General features: G+C 59.4%; 26 protein-coding genes and 1 tRNA gene. 19 read left to right on the top strand and 8 right to left on the bottom strand.

Annotated features, from left to right (window positions below; genetic code table 11):
* The first annotated feature begins 16 nt into the window (after positions 1 to 16).
* The 19 genes from secG to AC3WS7_RS14985 all read left to right on the top strand — a co-directional run bounded on the left by secG (position 17) and on the right by AC3WS7_RS14985 (position 16406).
* Positions 17 to 379: a preprotein translocase subunit SecG gene (secG, locus tag AC3WS7_RS15075; protein WP_296471841.1), complete on the top strand. Its 363-nt coding sequence runs from the start codon at positions 17 to 19 to the stop codon at positions 377 to 379.
* 116 nt (positions 380 to 495) lie between these two features.
* Positions 496 to 580, top strand: a tRNA-Leu gene (locus AC3WS7_RS15070).
* A gap of 63 nt (positions 581 to 643) precedes the next feature.
* Entirely contained in the window at positions 644 to 1003 is a 360-nt protein-coding gene (locus AC3WS7_RS15065; RefSeq protein WP_094478016.1) for an NADH-quinone oxidoreductase subunit A, read from the top strand.
* 4 nt (positions 1004 to 1007) lie between these two features.
* On the top strand, positions 1008 to 1487 hold the full coding sequence (locus AC3WS7_RS15060; protein ID WP_094478019.1) for a NuoB/complex I 20 kDa subunit family protein: 480 nt from the start codon (positions 1008 to 1010) through the stop codon (positions 1485 to 1487).
* 8 nt (positions 1488 to 1495) lie between these two features.
* A complete protein-coding gene (locus tag AC3WS7_RS15055) occupies positions 1496 to 2104 on the top strand; it encodes an NADH-quinone oxidoreductase subunit C (protein WP_492656926.1) in 609 nt (202 codons plus the stop codon).
* A gap of 12 nt (positions 2105 to 2116) precedes the next feature.
* Positions 2117 to 3370, top strand: a complete 1254-nt coding sequence (locus AC3WS7_RS15050; protein ID WP_492656925.1) for an NADH-quinone oxidoreductase subunit D — start codon at positions 2117 to 2119, stop codon at positions 3368 to 3370.
* Entirely contained in the window at positions 3367 to 3855 is a 489-nt protein-coding gene (nuoE, locus tag AC3WS7_RS15045) for an NADH-quinone oxidoreductase subunit NuoE (RefSeq protein WP_296471834.1), read from the top strand. Before AC3WS7_RS15050 ends, nuoE begins: the two co-directional genes overlap by 4 nt.
* Positions 3855 to 5207 carry an NADH-quinone oxidoreductase subunit NuoF gene (nuoF, locus tag AC3WS7_RS15040; protein WP_492656924.1) on the top strand — a complete coding sequence of 451 codons (1353 nt, stop codon included), beginning with the start codon at positions 3855 to 3857 and terminating at the stop codon, positions 5205 to 5207. The genes nuoE and nuoF overlap by 1 nt, the downstream gene beginning before the upstream one ends.
* A gap of 12 nt (positions 5208 to 5219) precedes the next feature.
* On the top strand, positions 5220 to 7358 hold the full coding sequence (gene nuoG, locus AC3WS7_RS15035) for an NADH-quinone oxidoreductase subunit NuoG (protein ID WP_492656923.1): 2139 nt from the start codon (positions 5220 to 5222) through the stop codon (positions 7356 to 7358).
* Complete coding sequence (gene nuoH, locus AC3WS7_RS15030) at positions 7355 to 8431, top strand: NADH-quinone oxidoreductase subunit NuoH (protein ID WP_296471829.1); 1077 nt, start codon at positions 7355 to 7357, stop codon at positions 8429 to 8431. Before nuoG ends, nuoH begins: the two co-directional genes overlap by 4 nt.
* Before the next feature lie 35 nt (positions 8432 to 8466).
* Complete coding sequence (nuoI, locus tag AC3WS7_RS15025) at positions 8467 to 8964, top strand: NADH-quinone oxidoreductase subunit NuoI (protein ID WP_492657042.1); 498 nt, start codon at positions 8467 to 8469, stop codon at positions 8962 to 8964.
* 25 nt (positions 8965 to 8989) lie between these two features.
* Positions 8990 to 9634, top strand: coding sequence for an NADH-quinone oxidoreductase subunit J (locus tag AC3WS7_RS15020; RefSeq protein ID WP_296471827.1), 645 nt, complete (start codon positions 8990 to 8992; stop codon positions 9632 to 9634).
* Positions 9631 to 9939: an NADH-quinone oxidoreductase subunit NuoK gene (gene nuoK, locus AC3WS7_RS15015; protein ID WP_094478035.1), complete on the top strand. Its 309-nt coding sequence runs from the start codon at positions 9631 to 9633 to the stop codon at positions 9937 to 9939. The genes AC3WS7_RS15020 and nuoK overlap by 4 nt, the downstream gene beginning before the upstream one ends.
* 5 nt (positions 9940 to 9944) lie before the next feature.
* Positions 9945 to 11960 (top strand): NADH-quinone oxidoreductase subunit L, encoded by a 2016-nt coding sequence (nuoL, locus tag AC3WS7_RS15010; RefSeq protein ID WP_492656922.1) that lies wholly within the window; start codon positions 9945 to 9947, stop codon positions 11958 to 11960.
* A 12-nt stretch (positions 11961 to 11972) separates the two neighbouring features.
* Complete coding sequence (locus AC3WS7_RS15005; protein ID WP_492656921.1) at positions 11973 to 13448, top strand: NADH-quinone oxidoreductase subunit M; 1476 nt, start codon at positions 11973 to 11975, stop codon at positions 13446 to 13448.
* A 24-nt stretch (positions 13449 to 13472) separates the two neighbouring features.
* Positions 13473 to 14960, top strand: coding sequence for an NADH-quinone oxidoreductase subunit NuoN (gene nuoN, locus AC3WS7_RS15000; protein ID WP_492656920.1), 1488 nt, complete (start codon positions 13473 to 13475; stop codon positions 14958 to 14960).
* 43 nt (positions 14961 to 15003) lie between these two features.
* Positions 15004 to 15306 carry a DUF2818 family protein gene (locus AC3WS7_RS14995; RefSeq protein ID WP_296471818.1) on the top strand — a complete coding sequence of 101 codons (303 nt, stop codon included), beginning with the start codon at positions 15004 to 15006 and terminating at the stop codon, positions 15304 to 15306.
* Between the two features lie 7 nt (positions 15307 to 15313).
* Complete coding sequence (locus AC3WS7_RS14990) at positions 15314 to 15916, top strand: NUDIX domain-containing protein (protein WP_296471816.1); 603 nt, start codon at positions 15314 to 15316, stop codon at positions 15914 to 15916.
* 13 nt (positions 15917 to 15929) lie between these two features.
* Positions 15930 to 16406, top strand: a complete 477-nt coding sequence (locus tag AC3WS7_RS14985) for a DUF1178 family protein (protein ID WP_492656919.1) — start codon at positions 15930 to 15932, stop codon at positions 16404 to 16406.
* Positions 16407 to 16445: 39 nt separating this feature from the next.
* Here the strand turns inward: AC3WS7_RS14985 and AC3WS7_RS14980 are convergent, their stop codons facing one another.
* The 8 genes from AC3WS7_RS14980 to AC3WS7_RS14945 form a co-directional block, all read right to left on the bottom strand.
* Positions 16446 to 17771 carry a Glu/Leu/Phe/Val family dehydrogenase gene (locus tag AC3WS7_RS14980; RefSeq protein ID WP_296471813.1) on the bottom strand — a complete coding sequence of 442 codons (1326 nt, stop codon included), beginning with the start codon at positions 17769 to 17771 and terminating at the stop codon, positions 16446 to 16448.
* Between the two features lie 104 nt (positions 17772 to 17875).
* Positions 17876 to 18280 (bottom strand): hypothetical protein, encoded by a 405-nt coding sequence (locus AC3WS7_RS14975; RefSeq protein WP_492656918.1) that lies wholly within the window; start codon positions 18278 to 18280, stop codon positions 17876 to 17878.
* A gap of 21 nt (positions 18281 to 18301) precedes the next feature.
* The gene (locus AC3WS7_RS14970) at positions 18302 to 18499 is read right to left on the bottom strand and encodes a hypothetical protein (protein WP_296471809.1); all 198 of its coding nucleotides are present in this window, start codon (positions 18497 to 18499) and stop codon (positions 18302 to 18304) included.
* A gap of 85 nt (positions 18500 to 18584) precedes the next feature.
* Positions 18585 to 20363 (bottom strand): ABC transporter transmembrane domain-containing protein, encoded by a 1779-nt coding sequence (locus AC3WS7_RS14965; protein WP_492656917.1) that lies wholly within the window; start codon positions 20361 to 20363, stop codon positions 18585 to 18587.
* 148 nt (positions 20364 to 20511) lie between these two features.
* Positions 20512 to 21600: a lipocalin-like domain-containing protein gene (locus tag AC3WS7_RS14960; protein ID WP_492656916.1), complete on the bottom strand. Its 1089-nt coding sequence runs from the start codon at positions 21598 to 21600 to the stop codon at positions 20512 to 20514.
* 17 nt (positions 21601 to 21617) lie between these two features.
* Complete coding sequence (locus tag AC3WS7_RS14955) at positions 21618 to 22535, bottom strand: M48 family metalloprotease (RefSeq protein WP_492656915.1); 918 nt, start codon at positions 22533 to 22535, stop codon at positions 21618 to 21620.
* Positions 22532 to 23107 carry an SH3 domain-containing protein gene (locus tag AC3WS7_RS14950; protein ID WP_492656914.1) on the bottom strand — a complete coding sequence of 192 codons (576 nt, stop codon included), beginning with the start codon at positions 23105 to 23107 and terminating at the stop codon, positions 22532 to 22534. Before AC3WS7_RS14950 ends, AC3WS7_RS14955 begins: the two co-directional genes overlap by 4 nt.
* Before the next feature lie 40 nt (positions 23108 to 23147).
* Positions 23148 to 24149: a LysR substrate-binding domain-containing protein gene (locus AC3WS7_RS14945; RefSeq protein WP_296471800.1), complete on the bottom strand. Its 1002-nt coding sequence runs from the start codon at positions 24147 to 24149 to the stop codon at positions 23148 to 23150.
* Positions 24150 to 24170 lie beyond the last annotated feature (21 nt).

Raw genomic sequence — 24170 nt, 5'->3', positions numbered from 1 at the left:
TGAGGAGTAGTAGTTCATGAGTTTTATCGTCACCATCATTCTGACTGTGCAAATGTTGTCCGCGCTGGCCATGATCGGTCTGATTCTGGTTCAACACGGCAAAGGTGCCGACATGGGGGCTGCCTTTGGCAGCGGTGGCTCCGGTAGCCTGTTTGGCGCCAGCGGCAGTGCCAATTTCTTGTCGCGCACCACGGCCATTTTGGCCACGGTGTTTTTTGTGTGCACGCTGGCCCTGGCGTACTTCGGTAATTTGCGCCCTGCCAGCTCGGGCTCGGTGCTGGAAGGTGCTGCCGTGGTTGCGCCTGCTGCGGCTCCGGTGGCCGCTGAATCTGCTCCAGCAGCGCCCGCAACAGGTGCCGCCCAGATCCCGGCCAAGTGATCGGGTTTTAAATGCCTTGTCCCTGCCGATGGCAGGGTAAATTCAGGGTAAACTCTAGGGCTGGTGAATAAGCAAATGCCGCAAGGCTCCTCACGCAAATTCGCCAGCTGAGAGCCGCCGTCGTGGTGAAATTGGTAGACACGCTATCTTGAGGGGGTAGTGGCGAAAGCTGTGCGAGTTCGAGTCTCGCCGACGGCACCAGAAAAAACTCCGTTCAGCCAAGAGCCTGCTTGGCTGGGCTGTAACGGTGATCAGAATCTCAAGATGAACCTCGATCAATATCTCCCCGTACTCTTGTTCATCTTGGTCGGTATCGGTGTGGGCGTTGTCCCGCAGGTGCTCGGCTACATCCTGGGGCCCAATCGCCCCGATCCTGCAAAAAACTCCCCCTACGAATGCGGCTTCGAAGCTTTCGAAGACGCACGCATGAAGTTTGATGTGCGTTACTACTTGGTGGCCATCCTCTTCATTTTGTTCGACCTTGAAACAGCCTTTCTGTTTCCGTGGGCCGTGTCCTTGAAAGAAACCGGAATGCTGGGTTTCCTCATCGGGGCTGAGTTCGTGGTGGTGCTCACCATTGGCTTCGTCTACATGTGGAAAAAAGGCGCGCTGGACTGGGAGTGATCCAATGATTGAAGGTGTACTCAAAGAAGGGTTTGTCACCACGAGTTACGACTCGGTGATGAACTGGGCCAAGACTGGCTCCATCTGGCCGATGACCTTTGGTCTGGCTTGCTGTGCGGTGGAGATGATGCATGCGGCGGCGGCCCGTTATGACCTCTCCCGCTTTGGCTCGGAGGTGTTTCGTGCCAGCCCGCGTCAATCCGATCTGATGATTGTGGCTGGCACCTTGTGCAACAAGATGGCTCCGGCACTGCGCAAGGTCTATGACCAGATGTCTGAGCCACGCTGGGTGATCAGCATGGGATCCTGTGCCAACGGCGGCGGTTATTACCACTACAGCTATTCTGTGGTGCGCGGCTGCGACCGTATCGTGCCGGTGGATGTGTATGTGCCTGGCTGCCCTCCTACCGCTGAGGCGTTGGTGTACGGCATCCTGCAGTTGCAGCAAAAAATTCGCCGCACCGAAACCATTGCCCGGGCCTGAGGATTTCTATGACTGTTTATTCCATTCGGCCTGAAGCGACACTGGACGCCGTCCAGCGTGTGCTGGGTGACAAGGTCAAGCGTTTGACCGTGGCCTTGGGCGAAGTCGAGTTGGTGGTGTCTGCTGACGACCTGCTGGTGGTGGCCAAGACATTGCGTGATGCGCCTGGTTGCCAATTCGAGCAGTTGCTGGACTTGTGTGGTGTGGACTATTCTGACTACAAGGCGGGTGCCTACGAAGGTCCACGTTTTGCGGTGGTCATGCATTTGCTGTCGGTCAGTCTGAATCAGCGGTTGCGCCTCAAGATATTTACGCCTGACGATGACATGCCATCGGTGGCATCCGTGACCGAGATTTGGAACTCTGCCAACTGGTTTGAGCGCGAGGCCTTTGACCTGTTTGGTATTGTGTTCGAAGGCCACAATGATCTGCGCCGCATCCTGACCGACTATGGTTTTATCGGTCACCCCTTCCGCAAGGATTTCCCCACCACGGGGCATGTGGAAATGCGCTTTGACGCAGAGCAGGGCCGCGTGGTGTACCAGCCTGTCACCATCGAAACCCGCGAGATCACGCCCCGCATCATCCGCGAAGACAATTACGGAGGCCTGCAGTAAGCAGTTGAATGCATGGCTGAAATCAAGAACTACACCCTGAACTTTGGTCCGCAGCACCCGGCCGCACACGGCGTGTTGCGCCTGGTGCTGGAGCTCGATGGCGAGGTCATCCAGCGGGCTGATCCACACATCGGTCTGTTGCACCGCGCGACCGAAAAACTGGCCGAGAGCAAGACCTACATCCAGGCGCTACCTTATATGGACCGTCTGGACTATGTGTCCATGATGTGCAATGAGCACGCCTACTGTCTGGCCATCGAAAAGTTGCTGGGCATTGAAGTGCCTGAGCGCGCGCAGTACATCCGCGTGATGTTCTCCGAAATTACCCGCCTGCTGAACCACTTGATGTGGCTGGGGTCGCATGGCAACGATTGCGGTAGTTCCACCATTTTGATCTACACCTTCCGCGAGCGCGAAGACCTGTTTGACATGTACGAAGCGGCCAGTGGTGCGCGCATGCACGCAGCTTACTTCCGTCCGGGTGGTGTGTACCGCGATCTGCCCGACACCATGCCCCAGTTCAAGGCCAGCCGCGTGCGCAATGCCAAGGGTGTTGCTGAGCTGAACAAGAACCGCCAAGGTTCCCTGCTAGATTTCATCGAAGACTTCACACAGCGTTTCCCCGCGTGCCTGGAGGAATACCACACCCTGTTGACCGAGAACCGCATCTGGAAGCAGCGCACCGTGAACATCGGTGTCGTGACGCCCGAGCGTGCGCTGAACTTGGGCTTTACCGGCCCCATGCTGCGTGGCTCAGGTATCGCTTGGGACCTGCGCAAGAAGCAGCCCTACGATGCGTACGATAAAGTGGACTTTGACATTCCGGTAGGTAAGACGGGTGACGTGTACGACCGCTACTTGGTCCGTATGGAAGAGATGAAGCAGTCCAATCACATCATCAAACAATGTGTGGACTGGCTCAAGGCCAACCCTGGTCCGGTGATCACGGACAACCACAAGGTGGCGCCGCCTTCTCGCGAGTCCATGAAAACCAGCATGGAAGAGTTGATTCACCATTTCAAGCTGTTCACCGAGGGCTTCCACGTCCCCGAAGGCGAAGCCTATGCGTCGGTGGAGCACCCTAAGGGGGAGTTCGGCATTTACATCGTGAGCGATGGTGCCAATAAGCCTTACCGCCTGAAGATCCGTCCGCCGGGATTTGCCCATTTGGCGGGGCTCAACGAGATGGCTACCGGGCACATGATTGCCGATGCGGTGTCCATCATTGGCACCATGGACATTGTTTTTGGAGAGATTGACCGATGATCTCTGACGCTACCAAGGCGCGTTTTGACCGCGAAGTGGCCAAGTACCCCGCAGAGCAGAAGCAGTCTGCGGTGATGGCCTGCCTCTCCATCGTTCAGCAGGAGCTGGGCTTTGTCAGTGCCGAGAGTGAGAAGGTGATTGCCGAACATTTGGGCATGGCGCCCATGGCTGTGCACGAAGTGACCACCTTCTACAACATGTACAACCAGCGCCCAGTGGGCAAGTTCAAACTGAACGTCTGTACCAATCTGCCGTGTCAGTTGCGCGATGGCCAGAAGGCGTTGCACCATCTCGAACACAAACTGGGCATCCACATGGGCGAAACGACGGCGGATGGCCTGTTCACCTTGCAGCAGAGCGAGTGTCTGGGCGCATGCGCCGATTCTCCTGTGATGCTGGTCAATGACCGCGCCATGTGCAGCTTCATGACCAACGAAAAGCTGGACCAGTTGGTCGATGGCTTGCGTGCCTCGGAGGGCAAGTGATGACCGCTGAGAATGTTCTCTCCCAGTTTCGCGCCACCGGCGTGCAAACCTGCTTTCACGATCGCCACATCAACCCCCAGATTTATGCTGGGTTGAACGGCAGCAACTGGCGCCTCAAGGATTACGAAGCACGGGGCGGTTACCAGGCCCTGCGCAAGATTTTGGGCAAAGATGGCGGCGAAGGTCTGACGCAAGACCAGGTGATCGCTACAGTCAAAGAGTCTGCCTTGCGCGGACGCGGTGGTGCTGGTTTCCCTACGGGCCTGAAATGGAGTTTCATGCCCCGTCAGTTCCCGGGGCAAAAGTACTTGGTATGCAACTCTGACGAGGGAGAGCCCGGTACGTGCAAAGACCGCGATATTCTCCAGTTCAATCCTCACATCGTGATTGAAGGTATGGCGATTGCAGCCTACGCCATGGGCATTTCGGTGGGGTACAACTACATCCACGGCGAAATCTTCTCGGCTTACGAGCGTTTTGAAGAAGCCCTGGAGGAGGCCCGTGCCGCGGGCCTGTTGGGCAACAATATCCAGGGCAGCAATTTCAGTTTCCAGCTGCATGCAGCCCATGGTTTTGGCGCCTACATCTGCGGTGAAGAAACGGCTTTGCTCGAGTCGCTGGAAGGCAAAAAAGGCCAACCCCGTTTCAAACCACCGTTCCCCGCCAGCTTTGGCCTGTACGGCAAGCCAACCACGATCAACAACACCGAAACTTTCGCAGCGGTGCCTTGGATCATTCGCAACGGTGGTCAGGCTTATCTGGAATGCGGCAAACCCAACAATGGTGGTACCAAGATCTATTCCATCAGTGGGGATGTGGAACGTCCTGGCAACTACGAAATTCCCATGGGGACACCATTCACCAAGCTGCTGGAGCTTGCCGGTGGTGTGCGCGGTGGAAAGGCGCTGAAGGCAGTGATTCCCGGTGGATCATCTTCGCCAGTGCTACCCGCATCCATCATGATGGAATGCACCATGGACTATGACTCGATTGCCAAGGCAGGCTCCATGCTGGGCTCGGGCGCTGTCATCGTGATGGATGAAACTCGTTGCATGGTTACGGCCTTGCAGCGCCTCAGCTATTTCTACATGCACGAATCTTGCGGCCAGTGCACCCCCTGCCGTGAAGGCACGGGCTGGTTATCGCGGATGGTGGATCGTATCGTCGGCGGGCAAGGCCGCCCGAGCGATATGGACTTGTTGGATAACGTGGCTGAGAACATCCAGGGACGCACCATCTGCGCCTTGGGCGATGCGGCTGCGATGCCTGTGCGCGCCATGATCAAGCACTTCCGGCACGAATTTGAGTACCTCGTAGAGCACAAGACCAGCATGGTCGCGGCCCACGTTTGAGCGAGTCACAAGATGATTGAAATCGAACTCGACGGCAAGAAAGTAGAGATCGCCGAAGGCAGCATGGTGATGCATGCAGCCGACAAGGCGGGCACCTACATTCCCCACTTCTGTTACCACAAGAAGTTGAGCATTGCAGCCAATTGCCGCATGTGTCTGGTGGACGTGGAGAAAATGCCCAAGCCCATGCCTGCCTGTGCCACACCAGTGACCCAGGGCATGATTGTGCGCACCAAGAGCGACAAGGCCATCAAGGCCCAGAAGTCGGTCATGGAATTCCTGTTGATCAACCACCCGCTGGATTGCCCCATTTGCGATCAGGGCGGCGAATGCCAGCTCCAGGACTTGGCCGTGGGGTACGGTGGATCTTCCTCGCGCTACGAAGAAGAAAAGCGTGTGGTACCCGTCAAGGACGTGGGGCCACTGATTTCCATGCAGGAAATGAGCCGCTGCATCCATTGCACCCGTTGTGTCCGCTTTGGTCAGGAAGTCGCGGGCGTCATGGAATTGGGCATGTCGCACCGCGGTGAGCATGCCGAAATTGAAACCTTTATTGGTGACACGGTGGATTCCGAGTTGTCGGGCAACATGATCGACATTTGTCCCGTCGGTGCCTTGACCAGCAAGCCTTTTCGCTACAGTGCTCGCACGTGGGAGCTGTCACGTCGCAAGTCCGTCAGTCCGCATGACTCTACGGGGGCCAACCTGATTGTTCAGGTGAAAAACCACAAGGTGCTGCGGGTTGTGCCGCTTGAAAACGACGCGGTGAACGAGTGCTGGATTGCCGATCGTGACCGTTTCTCCTATGAGGCGCTGAACAGCGAAGAACGCCTGACTTCCCCCATGCTCAAACAGGGCGGCGAGTGGAAGAGCGTGGACTGGCAGACGGCACTGGAATATGTGGCCAATGGCTTCAAACAAATCAAGGCCAACCATGGTGCAGCCAGTATCGGTGCATTGGTTAGCCCCCACAGCACGCTCGAAGAGTTGCAGTTGGCGGGTGCCCTGATTCGTGGGCTGGGCAGTGACAATATCGACTACCGCTTGCGTAACAGCGAGTTCGTGCCTGCAGAGGGTGTGCGCTCTTTGGGCATATCCATCGCATCCCTGTCGCAATTGCAGCGGGTGTTGGTGGTCGGTTCCAATCTGCGCAAGGACCATCCCCTGTTTGCCCAGCGTATTCGCCAGGCCAGCAAGCTGGGTTGTGTGGTGAGTGCAGTCGCGTCGGAGTCTTCTGACTGGGCATTGCCAGTGGCTCACTGGGCCCTGGCCCCTGCGGCCACTTGGGTGCAAGCATTGGCAGATATTGCAACCGCCATTGCTGCTGAGAAGTCGGTGCCGGCACCTGCCGCGGGTACTGCGACGCCAGCGGCCCAGGCCATTGCCCGCTCGCTGCTTTCCGGCGAGCGCAAGGCGGTGCTGTTGGGCAATGCTGCCGCGCACCACGCCAAAGCTTCCAGTCTGTTGGCATTAGCCAACTGGATTGCAGCGCAAACGGGTGCTACGGCTGGCTATCTGACCGAGGCGGCCAACACCGTGGGCGCCCAGTTTGTTGGTGCCACACCTCAGACCACTGGCCTGAACGCTGCGCAGATGCTGTCTGGCGGGTTGAAGGCTGCCCTGTTGCTCAACACGGAACCGGAATTTGACAGTGCCTTGGGGCGTGATGCTCTGGTAGGCCTGTCCAAAGCAGAGATGGTTGTGACATTGAGCCCTTTCAAGGCCAATCTCGACATTAGCGATGTGATTCTGCCTGTTGCGCCGTTCACCGAGACTTCCGGTAGTTTTGCGAATGCAGAAGGCCGCGTGCAGAGCTTTCATGCGGTCGTCAAACCTGCAGGTGAAGCCCGTCCCGCTTGGAAAGTACTGCGTGTGATGGCCAATCTGCTGAATGTGCCGGGTGTGGACTGCGATTCTTCGCAAGAGGTTCTCAAAGCCCTGGCCCTGGAGCAACAGGGAGATGCTTGGTTTGTGCCAACTGCTCGCCTGAGCAATGCCTGCGCGCTTGCGATCGACTTGCAAGCTGCTGAGGTGGAGCCCGTTGCAGCATCCATCTACCAACTGGACGGTTTGGTGCGCCGTTCGACATCGCTCCAATTGACTGCAGATGCGAAGCGAGACGCCCAAGCGCGAGAAGAGGCTTTGTCATGATTGACATGATTTACAACACCGGATTGGGATTGCTCGCAGCATCGTGGTGGGCGAGCTTTCTGTGGCCTGTGATCTGGACTTTGCTGAAAATTGTGGTGGTGGTGTTGCCCCTGATGGGGGCCGTGGCCTACCTAACGCTGTGGGAGCGCAAGTTCCTGGGTTGGATGCAGGTTCGGGTCGGCCCTAACCGTGTCGGACCGTGGGGGCTGTTGCAGCCTATTGCAGATGCCTTGAAATTGCTCACTAAAGAGATTCTGGTCCCCACGCAGGCCAGCAAAGGTCTGTTCTTTATTGGCCCTATCTTGACCATCATGCCGGCCATGGCTGCTTGGGCTGTTATTCCCTTTGGTCCGGATGTCGCGCTGGCCAACATCAACGCGGGCCTGCTGTTCGTGATGGCTATCACCTCCATGGAAGTTTATGGCGTGGTGATTGCCGGTTGGGCGTCCAACTCCAAATACGCCTTCCTCGGTGCTCTGCGTGCCTCTGCACAGATGGTGAGCTACGAGATTGCGATGGGTTTTTGCCTGGTGATTGTTCTCATGATTTCTGGCAGCATGAATCTGTCGGAAATTGTGATGGGGCAGGGCAAAGGTGACTTTGCTGCCATGGGATTGGGCTTCTTGTCTTGGAACTGGCTTCCTTTGTTGCCTATTTTTGTGGTTTACATCATTTCCGGATTGGCGGAGACCAACCGTCATCCTTTTGACGTGGTCGAAGGCGAAGCGGAAATCGTGGCAGGTCACATGGTCGAATACTCCGGCATGTCCTACGCCATGTTTTACCTCGCGGAATACGCCAATATGTGGCTGATCTCCATCTTGGCATCCCTGATGTTCTTGGGTGGGTGGTTGTCCCCCGTGGCAGCGTTGGACTTCATTCCCGGCTGGATCTGGCTGGGTATCAAGACCTGTGCCGTAGTGAGTCTGTTTATCTGGGTGCGTGCCACATTCCCCCGTTTCCGTTATGACCAGATCATGCGTTTGGGGTGGAAAGTATTCATTCCCGTGACGCTGGTCTGGCTCTTGGTCATTGGTGGCTGGATGCAAACCTCCTTCAACATCTGGAAGTGAAGGAACTGTCCATGTCTTCTCCTTCTGTCGCCCGTATGCCCTCCGCTTTTTCTCTCAAGGATTTTCTCTACAGCTTTTTGCTGGTGGAGTTGTTCAAGGGCCTGGCCCTGACCGGTCGCTATTTGTTTCGCCGCAAAGTGACTGTGCAGTTTCCCGAGGAAAAAACGCCCTTGTCGCCACGTTTCCGCGGTCTGCATGCCTTGCGCCGTTATGAAAACGGAGAAGAGCGTTGCATTGCCTGCAAACTTTGTGAGGCAGTGTGCCCCGCGATGGCAATCACCATTGAATCCGACGTGCGTGACGATGGCTCGCGTCGCACCACCCGCTACGACATTGATCTGACCAAATGCATCTTCTGCGGCTTTTGCGAAGAAAGCTGTCCTGTTGACTCGATTGTGGAGACCCATATTCTGGAATACCACGGGGAGAAACGAGGGGATCTGTATTTCACCAAAGAGATGCTGCTGGCTGTGGGCGATCGGTACGAGCCTGAGATCGCTGCCAACAAGCAAGCAGACGCCAAATACCGCTGATCTGTCGCAAGAAAGTGTTTGAATCATGAGTGTTACGACTGGTCTTTTTTATGCCTTCTCGGCGGTGCTGTTGTTCGCAGCATTCCGGGTGATCACCGCACGCAATCCGGTGCATGCAGCCCTGTACCTGGTGCTGACCTTTTTCCAGGCGGCATTGATCTGGATGTTGTTGAAAGCGGAATTCCTGTCCATCGCCTTGGTGTTGGTCTATGTTGGTGCGGTGATGGTGTTGTTTTTGTTCGTCGTGATGATGATGGACGTGAACGTGGAAAATTTGCGCCTTGGTTTTTGGAAACACTTCCCGCTTGCTGCGCTGGTGGGTGTGGTGATTGCGTTGGAAATGGCCGCCGTGTTGATGGGGGGCTTCCGTATTGTGGAAGACCCTTCTTCGGCTGTGGCCGCTGCAGGTTCGTCTAACACCAAAGAGATTGGTGTGTTGCTCTTCACCCAGTACCTGCTTCCCTTGGAGGTTGCTGCCGCGATTTTGTTGGTCGCCATGATTGCAGCCATTGCACTGACTCTGCGTGCCCGCAAGGACAGCAAATATGTGAGCCCCGGTGACCAAGTGCGCGTGAAGTCGCGTGACCGGATGACCGTGGTGAAGATGGCCGCAACCCAGGCGGCCCCGGCCGTAGCCGTTGAGCCAGCAGATGCGGAGAAAAAACAATGACTTTGACTTTAGGACACTTTTTGTCTCTGGGCGCCATGCTGTTTGCCCTGTCGGTGGTGGGCATTTTTCTCAACCGCCGCAACCTGATTGTGCTGCTCATGGCCATCGAGTTGATGTTGCTCGCTGTCAACACCAATTTCGTGGCGTTCTCGCACTACCTGAATGATTTGCATGGCCAAATCTTTGTGTTGTTCATCATGACGGTGGCCGCCGCCGAGGCCGCTATCGGGCTGGCGATTTTGGTGCTCTTGTTCCGCAATAAGAACAGCATCAGCGTCGACGAACTCAATTCGCTCAAGGGTTAATCACAATGAGTCAAACCCTTTCTGCATCGACGTTGTTGGCCGTGCCCTTGGCCCCCTTGGTGGGGTCTGCGCTGGCCGGTATTTTTGGCACCCGCTTTGGTGGCAACTGGATCGGCCGCAAGCTGAGCCACACGCTAACCATCCTGGGTGTGCTGGTGGCTTTCGTTCTGTCCGCCGCGACACTCAAATCGGTTGCCTTGGATGGTGCCCGCTTTAACGAGACCCTCTACACCTGGATGGTGGTGGGTGGGCTCAAGATGGAAGTTGGTTTTCTGGTCGACGGCCTGACCGCCATGATGATGTGTGTGGTGACCTTCGTTTCGTTGATGGTGCACCTTTACACGGTCGGTTATATGGAAGAGGACGAAGGCTACAACCGCTTCTTCTCCTACATCTCCTTGTTTACGTTCTCCATGCTTATGCTGGTCATGAGCAACAACCTGCTGCAGCTGTTCTTCGGTTGGGAAGCGGTGGGTCTGGTGTCCTACTTGTTGATTGGTTTTTGGTTCAACAAACCTACGGCGATTTTTGCCAACATGAAAGCGTTCTTGGTCAACCGGGTCGGTGACTTTGGCTTCATTTTGGGTATCGGCCTGATCGTGGCCTATGCAGGAACCCTGAACTACGGCGAAGTGTTCGCCAAATCCGGTGAGCTGGCCCAGTTGGGCTTCCCAGGCACCGAGTGGATGCTGGTCACTGTGATTTGTATCTGCCTGTTTGTCGGTGCCATGGGCAAGTCGGCGCAGTTTCCCTTGCATGTCTGGTTGCCAGACTCTATGGAAGGTCCTACGCCAATCTCCGCCCTGATTCACGCGGCAACGATGGTGACTGCAGGCATCTTCATGGTGGCCCGTATGTCACCGTTGTTTGAGTTGAGCGACACGGCCCTGAACTTCATCCTGGTGATCGGTTCCATCACGGCCTTGTTCATGGGTTTTCTGGGGATCATCCAGAACGACATCAAACGTGTGGTCGCCTATTCCACCCTGTCGCAGTTGGGCTACATGACCGTCGCTCTGGGCGCATCCGCCTACTCGGTAGCGGTGTTTCACCTCATGACGCACGCGTTCTTCAAAGCCTTGCTGTTCCTTGGCGCCGGATCGGTGATCATGGGCGTGCACCACAACCAGGACATCCGCTGGATGGGTGGCTTGCGCAAGTACATGCCCATTACCTGGATTACTTCCTTGCTGGGCTCGTTGGCGCTAATCGGGACCCCTTTGTTTGCGGGTTTTTACTCCAAAGACAGCATCATTGAAGCCGTTCATTTCAGTCACTTGCCCGCGGCTGGCTTTGCCAACTTTGCTGTGCTGGCGGGTGTGTTTGTGACTGCGTTCTATTCTTTCCGCATGTACTTCCTGGTGTTCCATGGCAAGGAGCGTTTCGACCAGAATCCTGACGCACACCATCACGATGACCACGGTCACCATGGGCATGACCACCATCCGCATGAGTCGCCTTGGGTGGTGACCGTACCTTTGGTCCTGTTGGCCATTCCTTCGGTGTTGATCGGCTACTTGACGATCCAGCCCATGCTGTTCGGGGATTTCTTCAAGGACGTGATTTTCGTCAATGCTGAAAAGCATGGCGCGATGGCGGAGCTCGCCGGCATCTTCCATGGCCCTCTGCAGATGGCTATGCACGCGTTTTCCACTGCACCGTTCTGGTTGGCGCTCGCCGGTGTGGTGACGTCTTACCTGATGTACATGGTGTTCCCCGCTGTGCCTGCGACTATCAAGCGCAATGTGATGCCCGTGTTCAATCTGCTGGAAAACAAGTACTACCTGGACTGGATCAACGAGAATATTTTGGCCCGCGGTGCACGCGCTCTGGGTACCGGACTCTGGAAAGTGGGTGACCAGGCTGTGATTGATGGCACGGTTGTCAATGGCTCCTGGAAGCTGGTGGCTTGGGTGTCATCCGTGGTGCGCAAGGGTCAGTCCGGTTATCTCTACCACTATGCCTTGGTGATGATTCTCGGCGTGTTTGTGTTGATGACGTATTTCGTTTGGCTCAAGTAGGAGAAAAATAATATGGGTTTGTTGAGCCTCGCTATTTGGGTCCCTATCGCTTTCGGCGCGGTGCTGCTGGCGGTCGGTCGTGACGAGCATGCCAAGGTGGTTCGCTGGATCGCTTTGGTCGGTGCGGTGATCAGCTTCCTGCTGACCTTGCCCTTGTATGACCAGTTCGACACCACTACCGCTGCCATGCAGTTTGTGGAAAAGGCTGGCTGGATCAGCCGTTTCAATGTCAACTACCACCTCGGTGTGGATGGTATCTCGTTCTGGTTTGTCCCGCTCACAGCGTTCATCACCGTGGTGGTGGTCATTGCAGGCTGGGAGGCCATCACCCAGCGCGTTAACCAGTACATGGGCGCTTTCCTGATCTTGAGCGGGCTCATGATCGGTGTGTTCACCGCACTGGATGGTCTGTTGTTCTATGTGTTCTTCGAAGCTACCTTGATCCCGATGTACCTGATCATCGGCATCTGGGGCGGCCCGAACAAGATCTACGCGGCGTTCAAGTTCTTCCTCTACACCTTGCTCGGTTCTTTGCTGATGCTGGTGGCCCTGATCTACCTGTACACCAAGTCGGGCGGCAGTTTTGACCTGGCGACTTGGCATGCCTTGCCTTTGGGCGGTACCGCGCAGACGCTGCTGTTCTTCGCCTTCTTTGCTGCATTTGCCGTGAAGGTGCCTATGTGGCCTGTGCACACCTGGTTGCCTGATGTGCACGTGGAAGCGCCCACGGGTGGTTCTGCGGTGCTGGCCGCCATCATGCTGAAACTCGGTGCCTATGGTTTCCTGCGCTTCTCTATGCCGATCGCCCCTGATGCCGCACACGAATGGGGGGGCTTCATGGTGGCCTTGTCCTTGATCGCTGTGGTCTACGTGGGTTTGGTGGCGATGGTGCAGCAGGACATGAAGAAACTCGTGGCCTACTCCTCGGTTGCCCACATGGGTTTTGTGACACTGGGCTTCTTTATCTTCAATGACTTGGGTGTCTCCGGTGGTCTGGTACAGATGATTGCGCACGGCTTTGTGTCGGGCGCGATGTTCCTGTCGATTGGCGTGTTGTATGACCGTGTCCATTCGCGTGAGATCGCCAGCTATGGTGGGGTGGTCAACACCATGCCCAAGTTTGCAGCCTTTGCCTTGTTGTTCGCCATGGCCAATTGCGGCTTGCCGGGTACTGCCGGTTTTGTCGGTGAATGGATGGTGATCCTCGGCGCTGTGAAGTTTAATTTCTGGATCGGTTTTGCCGCCTCCAGTGCTTTGATCTTCGGGGCAGCCTACACCTTGTGGATGTTTAAACGCGTCTACTTGGGCCCGGTGACCAATGACGATGTCAAAGGCCTGTCCGATATCAATGCCCGTGAGTTTTTCATGCTGGCGCTTTTGGCAGTGGCGGTGCTCTGGATGGGGCTGTACCCCAAACCTTTCACCGATGTGATGGACGTTTCTGTGGCCGAGTTGCTCAAGCACGTGGCCGTGTCCAAGTTGAACTGATCTAACTGAATTGCGAGACGAACGATGATAGACAAACTCAGTTTGATCACGGTACTGCCAGAGCTCATTCTGCTGGTCATGGCGTGTGCCATTGCACTGATTGATTTGCGCGTGAAGTCCCCTTTGCGGGGCGTGACCCATGTGCTGACCTTGCTCACCTTGGGAGCCGTAGCCTTGTTGCAGGCCTCCTATGCCTCCACGGGCACGACGCAATATGCCTTCAGCAACATGGTGGTCAGCGACTCCATGGGCAATTGGCTCAAGTGTTTTGCGACCTTGGCGGTGATGGTGACGCTGGTGTACGGTCGCTCCTACGCCAGCCAGCGCGATATGTTGCGCGGTGGTGAACTGTTCACCCTGAGCATTTTTGCGCTGCTGGGCATGTTTGTCATGATCTCTGGCAACAACTTCTTGGTCATTTACATGGGCCTGGAGTTGCTGACCCTGTCCAGCTACGCACTGGTGGCCCTGCGCCGCGACCATGTGGCCGCCACCGAAGCCGCCATGAAGTACTTTGTGCTGGGAGCCATGGCTTCGGGCTTCTTGCTGTACGGCATGTCTATGCTGTATGGCGCGACCGGTTCTCTGGATGTGAACGAAGTGTTCAAGGCCATCGCCTCGGGTCAGATTCGCCACATGGTTCTGGTGTTTGGTCTGGTGTTTTTGGTGGCTGGCTTGGCGTTCAAGCTGGGTGTGGTGCCTTTCCACATGTGGATTCCCGACGTTTACCAAGGTGCACCTACGGCCGTGACCCTGATGATTGGTGGTGCGCCCAAATTGGCGGCCTTTGCCATCGTCATGCGCCTGTTGGTCGAAGGCATGTTGCCCCTGGCTGGTGACTGGCAGCAGATGCTGATGGTCTTGTCGATTGGCTCCCTGCTGATCGGCAACCTGGCCGCCATTGCGCAGACCAATATCAAGCGCATGCTTGCGTTTTCCACCATCTCGCAAATGGGTTTTGTGTTGCTTGGCTTGATGTCTGGCGTGGTCAACGGCAACACCGCCTCCGGTGCCAATGCCTACAGCTCTGCCATGTTCTATGTGGTGAGTTATGTTCTCACCACCTTGGCCAGCTTCGGTGTGATCTTGCTGCTGTCACGCGATGGCTTCGAGAGCGAAGAAATCGCAGACTTCGCCGGTTTGAACCAGCGCAGCCCGCTGTATGCCGCCATCATGGCTATCTGCCTGTTCTCTTTGGCCGGTATTCCCCCCATGGTGGGCTTCTACGCCAAGCTCTCGGTACTGCAGGCCCTGATTGCGTCGGGTGATAGTTTCTACTTGGCGCTTGCCGTGTTTGCAGTGTTGATGTCGCTCATCGGCGCCTTCTACTACCTGCGACTCATCAAGGTCATGTACTTTGACGAACCCATCACGGCCACCACCGTCACCGCCTCCGCCGACGTGCGTGTGGTGCTGTGCATCAACGGCGGGCTGGTGTTGCTGCTGGGTATCTTCCCCAGTGGTTTGATGGCTGTTTGCGCCAACTCTGTGCGCCAAATGCTGGGCAGCTGAGCGCGGCTGCGCTTGCTTCCGGCATGGCCTTGACGCCTTAACGATGATGAATTCTTTTGCGGCCGGACTGGTCGTCGTGTTGGCCTTGGTCTGTGCCAATCTCCCTTTTTTCACGGAGCGGCTGTTGGGCTTTTACCGCTTGGCAGCGGAGAAGTCGCTGGGGTGGCGCGTACTGGAATTGCTCTGCCTTTACGCTTTGACGGGTGCCGTTGGGATGGGGCTTGAGCATCGCGCAGGGCAGATCAGCCCGCAGGGTTGGGAGTTTTACGCCATCACCTTCGCCTTGTTCGTGACCTTTGCCTTCCCGGGCTTTGTCTACCGTTACCTGCTCAAGCGGGCAGGGTAAGCCAAGCATGGGCATGGAAGACGACACACACCTCGTTGAGCGCAAAACGTCTGGCGAGGAAATCCTCAAAGGACATTTTCTCCACGCCTTTCGCGACCAGGTGCTGTTACCCAATGGGCAGCAGGCGACGCGCGAGTACGTGGTGCACCCCGGCGCGGTCATGGTGATTCCGTTGTTGGACGATGGTAGCGGTGAGCTCAAGTTGGTGCTGGAGCGCCAGTACCGTTATCCCGTTGGGCGCGTGATGATCGAATTCCCGGCCGGCAAATTGGATGCGGGTGAAAGCGTGCAACGCTGCGCTGAGCGTGAGCTTCTGGAGGAGACTGGCTACTCTGCCGGCGCCTGGGCCCGAGCTGGGGTCATGCACCCTGTCATTTCCTACTCCACCGAATTCATCGACATCTGGTTCGCCCGCGATTTGCAGCTGGGGGAGCGCAAGCTCGACGAGGGTGAATTTCTCGATGTGTTCACGGCCACCCCTGCCGAGTTTTTGCAATGGTGTCAGCAAGGCTTGGTGACTGACGCCAAAACTTTGGCCGGTGCCCTCTGGGTGCAAAACGTCCTGCAAGGAACCTGGCCGCTGGAGTGGGCTGCACCGCTGCCGGCCTGAACGCTTTGCCGCCATGAAAGTCCTGAACCTCGCGTGCAGCCATCAGCACCTGTTTGAAGGTTGGTTTGCGTCGGAGGATGACTTTGTTTCGCAGTGTCGTCGCGGGCTGGTGCAATGTCCGGTTTGCGCGGACCCTGCTGTGGTCAAGAAGCTCAGCGCGCCGCGCCTGAACCTATCCGGTGCGCGTGAACCGCAAGCAGCCGGGCAGGATGCGGCATTGCCCGCCAGTCCGTCTGCACCGGTACGCATGGGCGAGGTGGAAACCGCCTTGGCTGCTGCTTGGATGGCCGTGGCCCGCCATGTGGTGGCCAATACCACCGATGTGGGGAGCGAATTTGCCGAGGAAGCCCGCAAGATGCACTACGGCGAAGCCGAGGTACGCAACATCCGCGGGCACACCACATCGGAGCAGGCCCGGGAGCTGGTGGAGGAGGGCATTGAAGTCATGCCACTCCTCCTGCCCGAAGCCCTGAAAGGGCCTCTGCAGTAGCGGTGGCGCTCCAAGCCCCACCGCTGTTTGGCTGGCTGGTCAGGGGTACAAACCGCGCAGCTCGCGCGCATGCAGGATGCGTTTGCAGGCCACGATGAACGTCGCGGTGCGCAGGCTCACCTTGTGGTCCTGCGCCACATTCCAGACGCCGGCGAAGGCCTCCTTCATGATGCGCACCAGGCGGGCATTGATCTCGTCCTCGCTCCAGAAGAAGCTGGAGAAATCCTGCACCCACTCGAAGTAGCTCACGGTCACACCGCCCGCGTTGGCAATCACATCGGGCAACACCAGCACATTGCGCTCTTGCAGAATGTCATCGGCCTCGGGCGTGGTTGGGCCGTTGGCGCCCTCGATCACCAGTCTGGCCTTGATGCGCCCCGCATTCGCCTTGGTGATCTGCTGCTCCAGCGCTGCCGGAATCAGGATGTCGCAATCCACATCCCAGAAGGCATCATTGGCAATCGACTCTGCGGGCGTGAATCCGGCTACCGAACCATGCGCTGCCACGTGGGCCAGTAAGGCCGGAACGTCCAGGCCGGATTCCTTGTAAATCGTGCCGCCATGGTCCTGTACCGCCACCACGCGGGCACCGGCTTGGGCAAACAGCTTGCCGGCGATACCGCCTACATTGCCAAAACCCTGTACCGCCACACGTGCCTGGGTCACATCCAGACCAATGTGCTGCGCTGCCTCCACTCCCACGGTGTAGACGCCACGCCCAGTGGCCTCGCGGCGGCCCAAGGAGCCGCCCAGGTCAATCGGCTTGCCGGTGACCACACCGGTGGCGGTGGCACCTTCGTTCATGGAGTAGGTGTCCATCATCCAGGCCATGATCTGTTCGTTGGTGTTGACGTCGGGTGCCGGAATGTCCTTGGTGGGGCCGATGATGATGCCGATCTCGCTGGTGTAGCGGCGCGTCAGGCGCTCCAGTTCGCCACGCGACAGGGTCTTGGGGTCGACTCGGATACCGCCCTTGGCGCCGCCGTAAGGCACATTCACCGCGGCATTCTTGATCGACATCCAGGCTGACAGGGCCATCACTTCCGACAGTGTCACGTCTTGGTGAAAACGCACGCCGCCCTTGCCGGGGCCGCGCGAGGTGTTGTGCTGCACGCGGTAGCCCTCAAAGTGGGCCACGGTGCCGTTGTCCAGTTGGATCGGTACGTCCACGATCAGCGCGCGCTTGGGACGCTTCAGGGTCTCGGCCCAACGCGCCAGGTGGCCCAGGTAGGGCGTGACACGGTCCACCTGTTGCAGGTAAATGCCCCAGGGGCCGAGGTGGTCGGCCTGCAGGTAGGAGGGCAGCGCATGGGTCGTGGCTGCTGGGTGTGCGGAAGACGCCGGTTTAGCGTGGTGTTGCGACATGAATGCTCCTTGTGGTTGTCGTCATGGCCCGCAATGTAGGCGCGCCATGACGACCTGTCCAAGGCCACTTCATTTGCAAACTATGCAAAAAATTAATAACGACGTCAGGCGCTGACGTTCAGGATGCGCCCGGTAGATTGTCCCTGGCTGTTCACCACGGGGGCTGCATCGCCGTCTTGCTTGAGAGGGTTGCCACTCGCAGCAAACTTGGGGTTGACCGCGGAGTACATGCGTTCCAGAAAATCTTGTGTGGCGGGCGGCACTTCGCTGCTGGGGCGACGCAGGGCGCTGGTGTAGGTGCTGTCCGCGCCTTGGCTGCGGGCACTGAGGCTACGGGCGGTCTGGTTGCGGTCTTGGGCCTCACGTTCTGCTTCATCGGCCTGCGCGCGCAGGTCGCTGGCCCGCGCTTCGGCCGAGTCGGCTTCACGCCGCGCTTGCTCGATGCGCGCCTTGCTCAGCGTCGCCTGCAAAGAAGGCGATGCCGAATTGGTGGCAGTGATGGCGACCATGGTCGCAGGTCCCGTGGCAGCTCAGGCGGTGACGTTGAGCAACCGGCCGGTGGTTTGGCCCTGGCTGTTGACCACTGGTTTGGGTTTGGGCTCTTCGGTTTTTTGGGGGGCGGTCGCTTTGGCTTGCGCTTCGCGCTGCTGTGTCTCCCGCACCTCCTGGGTGCGTTTGGCCGCTTGGGCCTGCTGCACCTGTTGTGGCTTGGCTTTGCTGACGTCCATACGAATCTCCCAAGGGTTGAATGCCTTGATTTTAGGCACTTCACCCCCGCATTTCAATGCTTTACATGGCCGCGTTTCTGCTAGCTCAGGCGTTGAATTGCAGCGCCGCCAGCCCGGCGTAGACACCGCCGCGTGCCACCAGCTCGGCGTGCGTGCCCTGTTCCACCAGCTTCCCGTGGTCCAGCACCACAATCAGGTCGGCCTTTTGCACCGTGGCCAGGCGGTGCGCAATGACCAGCGTGGTGCGGTCGCGCATGGCCGACTCCAACGCCGCCTGCACCATGCGTTCGCTCTCGGCGTCCAGTGCGCTGGTGGCTTCGTCCAGCAGAAGCAGGGGCGGGTTCTTCAGCATGGCGCGCGCAATCGCAATGCGCTGGCGCTGCCCGCCCGACAGGCGCACTCCACGTTCGCCCAAGAAGGTGTCGTAGCCCTGGGGCAGGGCGGTGATGAACTCGTGGGCAAATGCCGCTTGTGCGGCGGCCTTCACCTCAGCATCGGTAGCGTCGGGCTTGCCGTAGCGGATGTTTTCCAGCGCGCTGCTGGAGAAGATCACGGCGTCCTGCGGGACGATGCCTACGCGCTGGCGCAGCGCGTCCAGCGCCATGTCACGCGTGCCCACGCCGTCCAGCACAATGCCGCCGCTTTGCGGGTCGTAGTAGCGCAGCAGCAGCTGGAACACCGTGCTCTTGCCCGCCCCGCTGGGCCCGACGATGGCCACGGTCTGGCCGGGCAACACGTTCAGGCTGAAGTTTTGCAGCGCGGGCTGCAAGGGGCGCGAGGGGTAGTGGAAATCAATTGCTTCAAATTTAATAGCGCTTCCCGCAGTGGGCATGGGCGCTAAAGTCGGTTTTGATGGTGAAGTGATAGGCGACTGGGTGCCCAGCAGCTCCATCAGGCGTTCGGTGGCGCCCGCCGCGCGCAGCAGGTCGCCATAGACCTCACCCAGCACGGCAAACGCGCTGGCCAGGATGATCACGTAGACCACGGTCTGGCCCAAATGGCCGGCCGTGATGCGGCCCTCGGCCACGGCCTGTGTGCCCTGGTACAAGCCCCACAGCAGTGCTGCGCTGGTGGCAATGATGATGAAGGCCACCAGCATGGACCGCATCAGGCTGCGCTTGGTGGCAGTCTCGAAAGCATTGTCGGTGGAGGTGACAAAACGCGCGGTCTCACGTCCTTCGGCGGTGTAGCTTTGCACCACGGGAATCGCGTTCAGTACTTCGGCTGCGATGGCGCTGGAGTCGGCAATGCGGTCTTGCGACGCACGGGAGAGCTTGCGCACGCGTCGGCCAAACCACAGGCTGGGCACTACCACCAAAACCAGCACCACCAGCACCTGCAGCATCACCACCGGGTTGGTCCAGACCAGCACGCCCAGCGCGCCAATGCCCATCACCGCATTGCGCAGCCCCATGGAGAGCGACGAGCCCACCACGGTTTGCACCAGCGTGGTGTCGGCCGATAGGCGCGAGAGCACCTCGCCGGTTTGCGTAGTCTCAAAAAACTCGGGGCTCTGCTTGAGCACATGGCTGTAGACCGCATTGCGCAGGTCGGCGGTGACGCGCTCGCCCAGCCAGCTCACCATGTAAAAACGCGCTGCCGAAAACAGGCCCAGCGCCACGGCCACGGCGAACAGCGCCGCAAAATGCTCGCGCAGCGCCATCACCTGCGCGCCCTTGTCGGCCTGCACCAGCCCACCATCAATCAAGCTGCGCAGCGCCAGCGGGAAGGCCAGCGTGGCGCCCGCCGCCAGCACCAGAAACACCAGCGCCATGCCGATACGACCCCGGTAGGGCCGCAGAAACGGCAGCAGGCCGGAGAGGGATTTGGGATTGCTGGCTTTGGGGCGGTCGGAGGAGGTCATGGCAGCCTAGGTGGGGGCGAGGGCGGTGGAGGCAAGGTGGCCAGAGAAATATAAAGAAATATGCCTCTAGCCCTCTCCATTATTGCGCGAGCAGCTACTAAATTTGTAGCGGTTGTTTTTCGCTTTGTTGCGGTATGTTGCAGCCCGGCTAGAGTTTTAGCGCCGCCGCGTACCCGGTCATCTCCAGGTAACCGCGCCCTACCAGCTTGCCGTTGCTGTCCCACACCTCGCTCAGGCCTTCCCAGTAGATGGCGCCCGTGGAGCCGCGGCTGTCGAGTTCCTGGTTGTCGATGACGGCCTTCACCGTGTAGTAGTCGGCGGGGGTGCGCACCACCCACTCCACAGGGTAGCTGGCCTTGCTCAGAGGGCTGCGCCAGCTGCGCACAGGGCGGAACAATACCTCCCCGCGCGAGAACACATAACGCGTTCCGGCTGTGCTGCGGAACGAACCACCGTCCCACAAGACTCCACCCTGGCGGTCGCGCAGCTGAAACGCGGTGAGCGCGCTGCCGTCGAACAGGTTGATGCCGATCCAGTCCCAGCCCACCGCCTGCGGGTGCAGCACTTCCTGGCTCCATTCATGGTCCAGCCAGGCGGTGCTGCCGGCTTCCAACACACGTGTTTTCCCCTGCAGCGTGATGCTGCCGCGCACCTGCAGCTGCGGCTCGCTGTAGTAGTAGCTGGCCTGTCTTTCTTCCGGCCCCTTGCGCGAGAGGCCGTCTTTCCCTTGCAGCAGCACGGGCTGGGTTGTGTTGATGTTCAGAGCCAGTGTGAAGTCGCCTGCAGGAATCTGTGCCTGCAGGTCAGTGCCCTGTCGCTGCAAAGACCAATCGCGCAGCAGCACGCCCGTGTCCTGTGCGCTGGCCGATGCCGTATCCGCCGGGTTGCTGCCCGCGGCCTCGCCAGACCAGCGGGCAATGCGTTGGTCGTGCCACAGTTTCTTGCCCGCCACATCGGTCACGGCGGCGTGGGCAAACAGCAATTGCCTGGCGGCCAGGCGCGATGGCATGTCCTGCGTGGCCGCCACGCGGCTGCGGAAAAACGTGACCTGAAACCCCAGCGCCGCTGCCTGGCCCGCCACGTTGGCATAACCTGTGAGGTACCACCACTCGGTGGCAAAGTTGTTGTGGCTCCCCGCGTCACGCGGAAAAGTGAGCCGCTTGGCGGGCAGTGCCCATGCACGGGGCAGCAGGCTGCCCAGCAGTGGTGCGGCCAAGGCGGCACGCCGCGTGATCATGGCTGCAACAACCGCACTCAGCGGTTGCCCGCACGGGCCATGCGCTGTGCAACGCTGGGCGAAGGCTTGCCCGACAGTGCATCCAGGCGCTGGCCCATGGCAGCCTCCAACTGGTCCAGCCGCACTTGGGTGGCAGGGTGGGTGCTCAGCGCAAGGGTGAACACCGGGTTGTCCGGTTTCGCAGTGCGCAATTGCTGCAACACCGCCACCAGGCCATAGGGATCAAAACCCGCACGTGCGGCCAAGGCCACGCCGCTGCGGTCAGCATCAAACTCGTCGCCCTGGTCCAGGCCCTTGGAATACACCTCGCGCCCCAGCGCCAGCAGTTGGGCCGACAGCGCGCCTTGCGCGTTGTTGCCCAGTTGCGACGCAATGGCACGGGTCAGCAGGCCGGTTTGCGCCGACTTGCGCATGGCGGCCAAATGGTGTTTGGCCACCACGTGGTGGATCTCGTGCGCCAGGATGCCAGCCAGCTCGGACTCATCGGCCACCGAATCCACCAAACCCTTGGTCACAAACACATAGCCACCCGGTGCGGCAAAGGCGTTGTAGCCCGCGTCGTCCAACACGGCAAAGGTCCAGGGCAGGTTGGGCCGGTCGGACTGCAGGCTGATCCAGCGGCCCAGGCGGTTCACATAGCGCTGCAGGGCCACATCCCTGTGCAGGGGCTTGGCGCCCAGCAGCACCGCGGCGAGCTGGCGGCCCATCTCGATTTCCTTGGGCTCGTCGATCTGTTCCATCGATTGCGAGAGCAGGCCGACCAGGTCCGTGTTGTTGGCCGCAGCCGCAGGGGCGCTGTTGTTGCCGGCTGCATTGGGCTTGAGGATGTTTTGCAGCAGGCCGCCCAGCATCTTGCCGGGGTCTTGCGCCAGTGCAGCCTGGGGCAGGGTGGCGAAGCACAGCGCCCACCCCAGAGCGGCGAGGGTGTGTTTCATGGCGAGAATCCCGCGTTGGTGTTGTTGGCCGGGGCGGGAGGCGCAGGCACCGGCAGCGCGTCCACCGTGTGGGCGCTCAGGCCTGCCTCGGTGGCAAAACGTTTGGCTTGGGTGGCGTCCTGGCGCAGACCCTCCGCCTGCGCTAGGGCGGCGAGATTGGGTTGGGCGTTGGCAATGTCTTCGGCCCCCAGGCCGCGAATGCCCACCGTGGCGGTGGTTCCGCTGGTGTTCTGGTTTTGCGCGCTGCCGCGGCTGAACAGGTTTGAGAGACCGCGCAGGGCGCCGGTGGCTGCACTGGCGACGCTGCTCTGCTCGGTGGCAGGGCCCACGTCAAACAGGTGGATCCAGCCACTGGCACCTGCCGCCGTTTTGACCTGTACCCAAGCACCCTGGCGCGTGGGCTGGCGGGTCAGGGCGGTTTGGGCGGGCAGGGTGGCCAGGGCGGTCGCGCTCTCGGCCGGGCCCTCGCGCAGCGTGGTCTGGCGCTTGGTGAACAGTGCGTCCTGCGCCTGGGCCGACAGGCTGCCTAGCAGGGCCAGCACCAGCAGGGCTGGGGTAAGAGGGTTACGCATGCGTGCCATTGTCGGGGAAGGTCTGCAGCGCGGCAATGGCTCAGTCCGGATGGGCGTTGGTTTCCGGGTCGGGCACCTCGCCAATGGCGGTGCGGGTGATGGCAGCTTGCGCCATCAGCCATTGGCAAAACGCCTGGATTTCGGGGCGTGCGCCACTGCGTGGGCCCACAATTAAAAAATACACCAGCGGCGTGTCGATGCGGCCGTTGGGCAGCACCTCCACCAGGTCGCCACTGGCTAGGCTGTCGGCCACCAACGGCATGCGCGCCAGCGCCACGCCCTGGCCGGTGAGTGCGGCCTGCACGATCTGGTGCGCGTAGTTGAAGTACATCCAGCGCTTGGGCTCCAGCTTGGGCAAGTCGTTGCCGTCCAGCCAGCGCCGCCAGGTCAGCCATTCCAGGTTTTGGTGCCGGTGGCTGTCGCTGGCTTCCAGCAGGGCAAAGCGGTTCAGGTCGGCGGCCTTGCGCAGCGGTGGCCCGCTTTTCAGCAGCCAGGGGCTGGCCACAGGGGTGAGCTGTTCGCCAAACAGCCGTACGGCATCGGAGCCGACGTTACCCGGGCGGGTGTAACGGATGGCCAGGTCCACATCGCTGGTGTCCAGGTCCACCGGGTTGTCGGTGGCGTCCAGGCGGATGTCGATGTCGGGGTACTCGGCCTGGAAGGCTTCAAGCCGCGGGATCAACCACATCGACGCAAACGAAGCCCAGGTGGAAATGGCCACGCTTTTGCGCCCCGCCGTGCGGCGGATCAGGCGCACCGCGCTGTCCACCCGCTCCAGCGAAGGCACCACGGCGCGCAACAATTGGCTGCCCGCACTGGTCAGCTCCACGGCGCGGGTGTGGCGCAAAAACAGGGGCACACCGACTTCCTCTTCCAGCGCTTGCACCTGACGGCTCACCGCGCTCTGCGTCAGCGACAGCTCCTCAGCTGCCGCCCGGAAATTGAGGTGGCGGGCCACCGCCTCCAGGGCGCGCAAATGGCCCACGGCAATCGGCCGGGTGCGCAGACGGATCTCGGTGCTGGAGGGTGCGGCGTTGGACATGGCGAAATGGATTGATGCGGG

It is taken from the genome of Rhodoferax sp. EU05-FHT12H12 (genome assembly GCF_058791215.1).
This window is presented reverse-complemented; position numbering and strand designations above follow the sequence as displayed.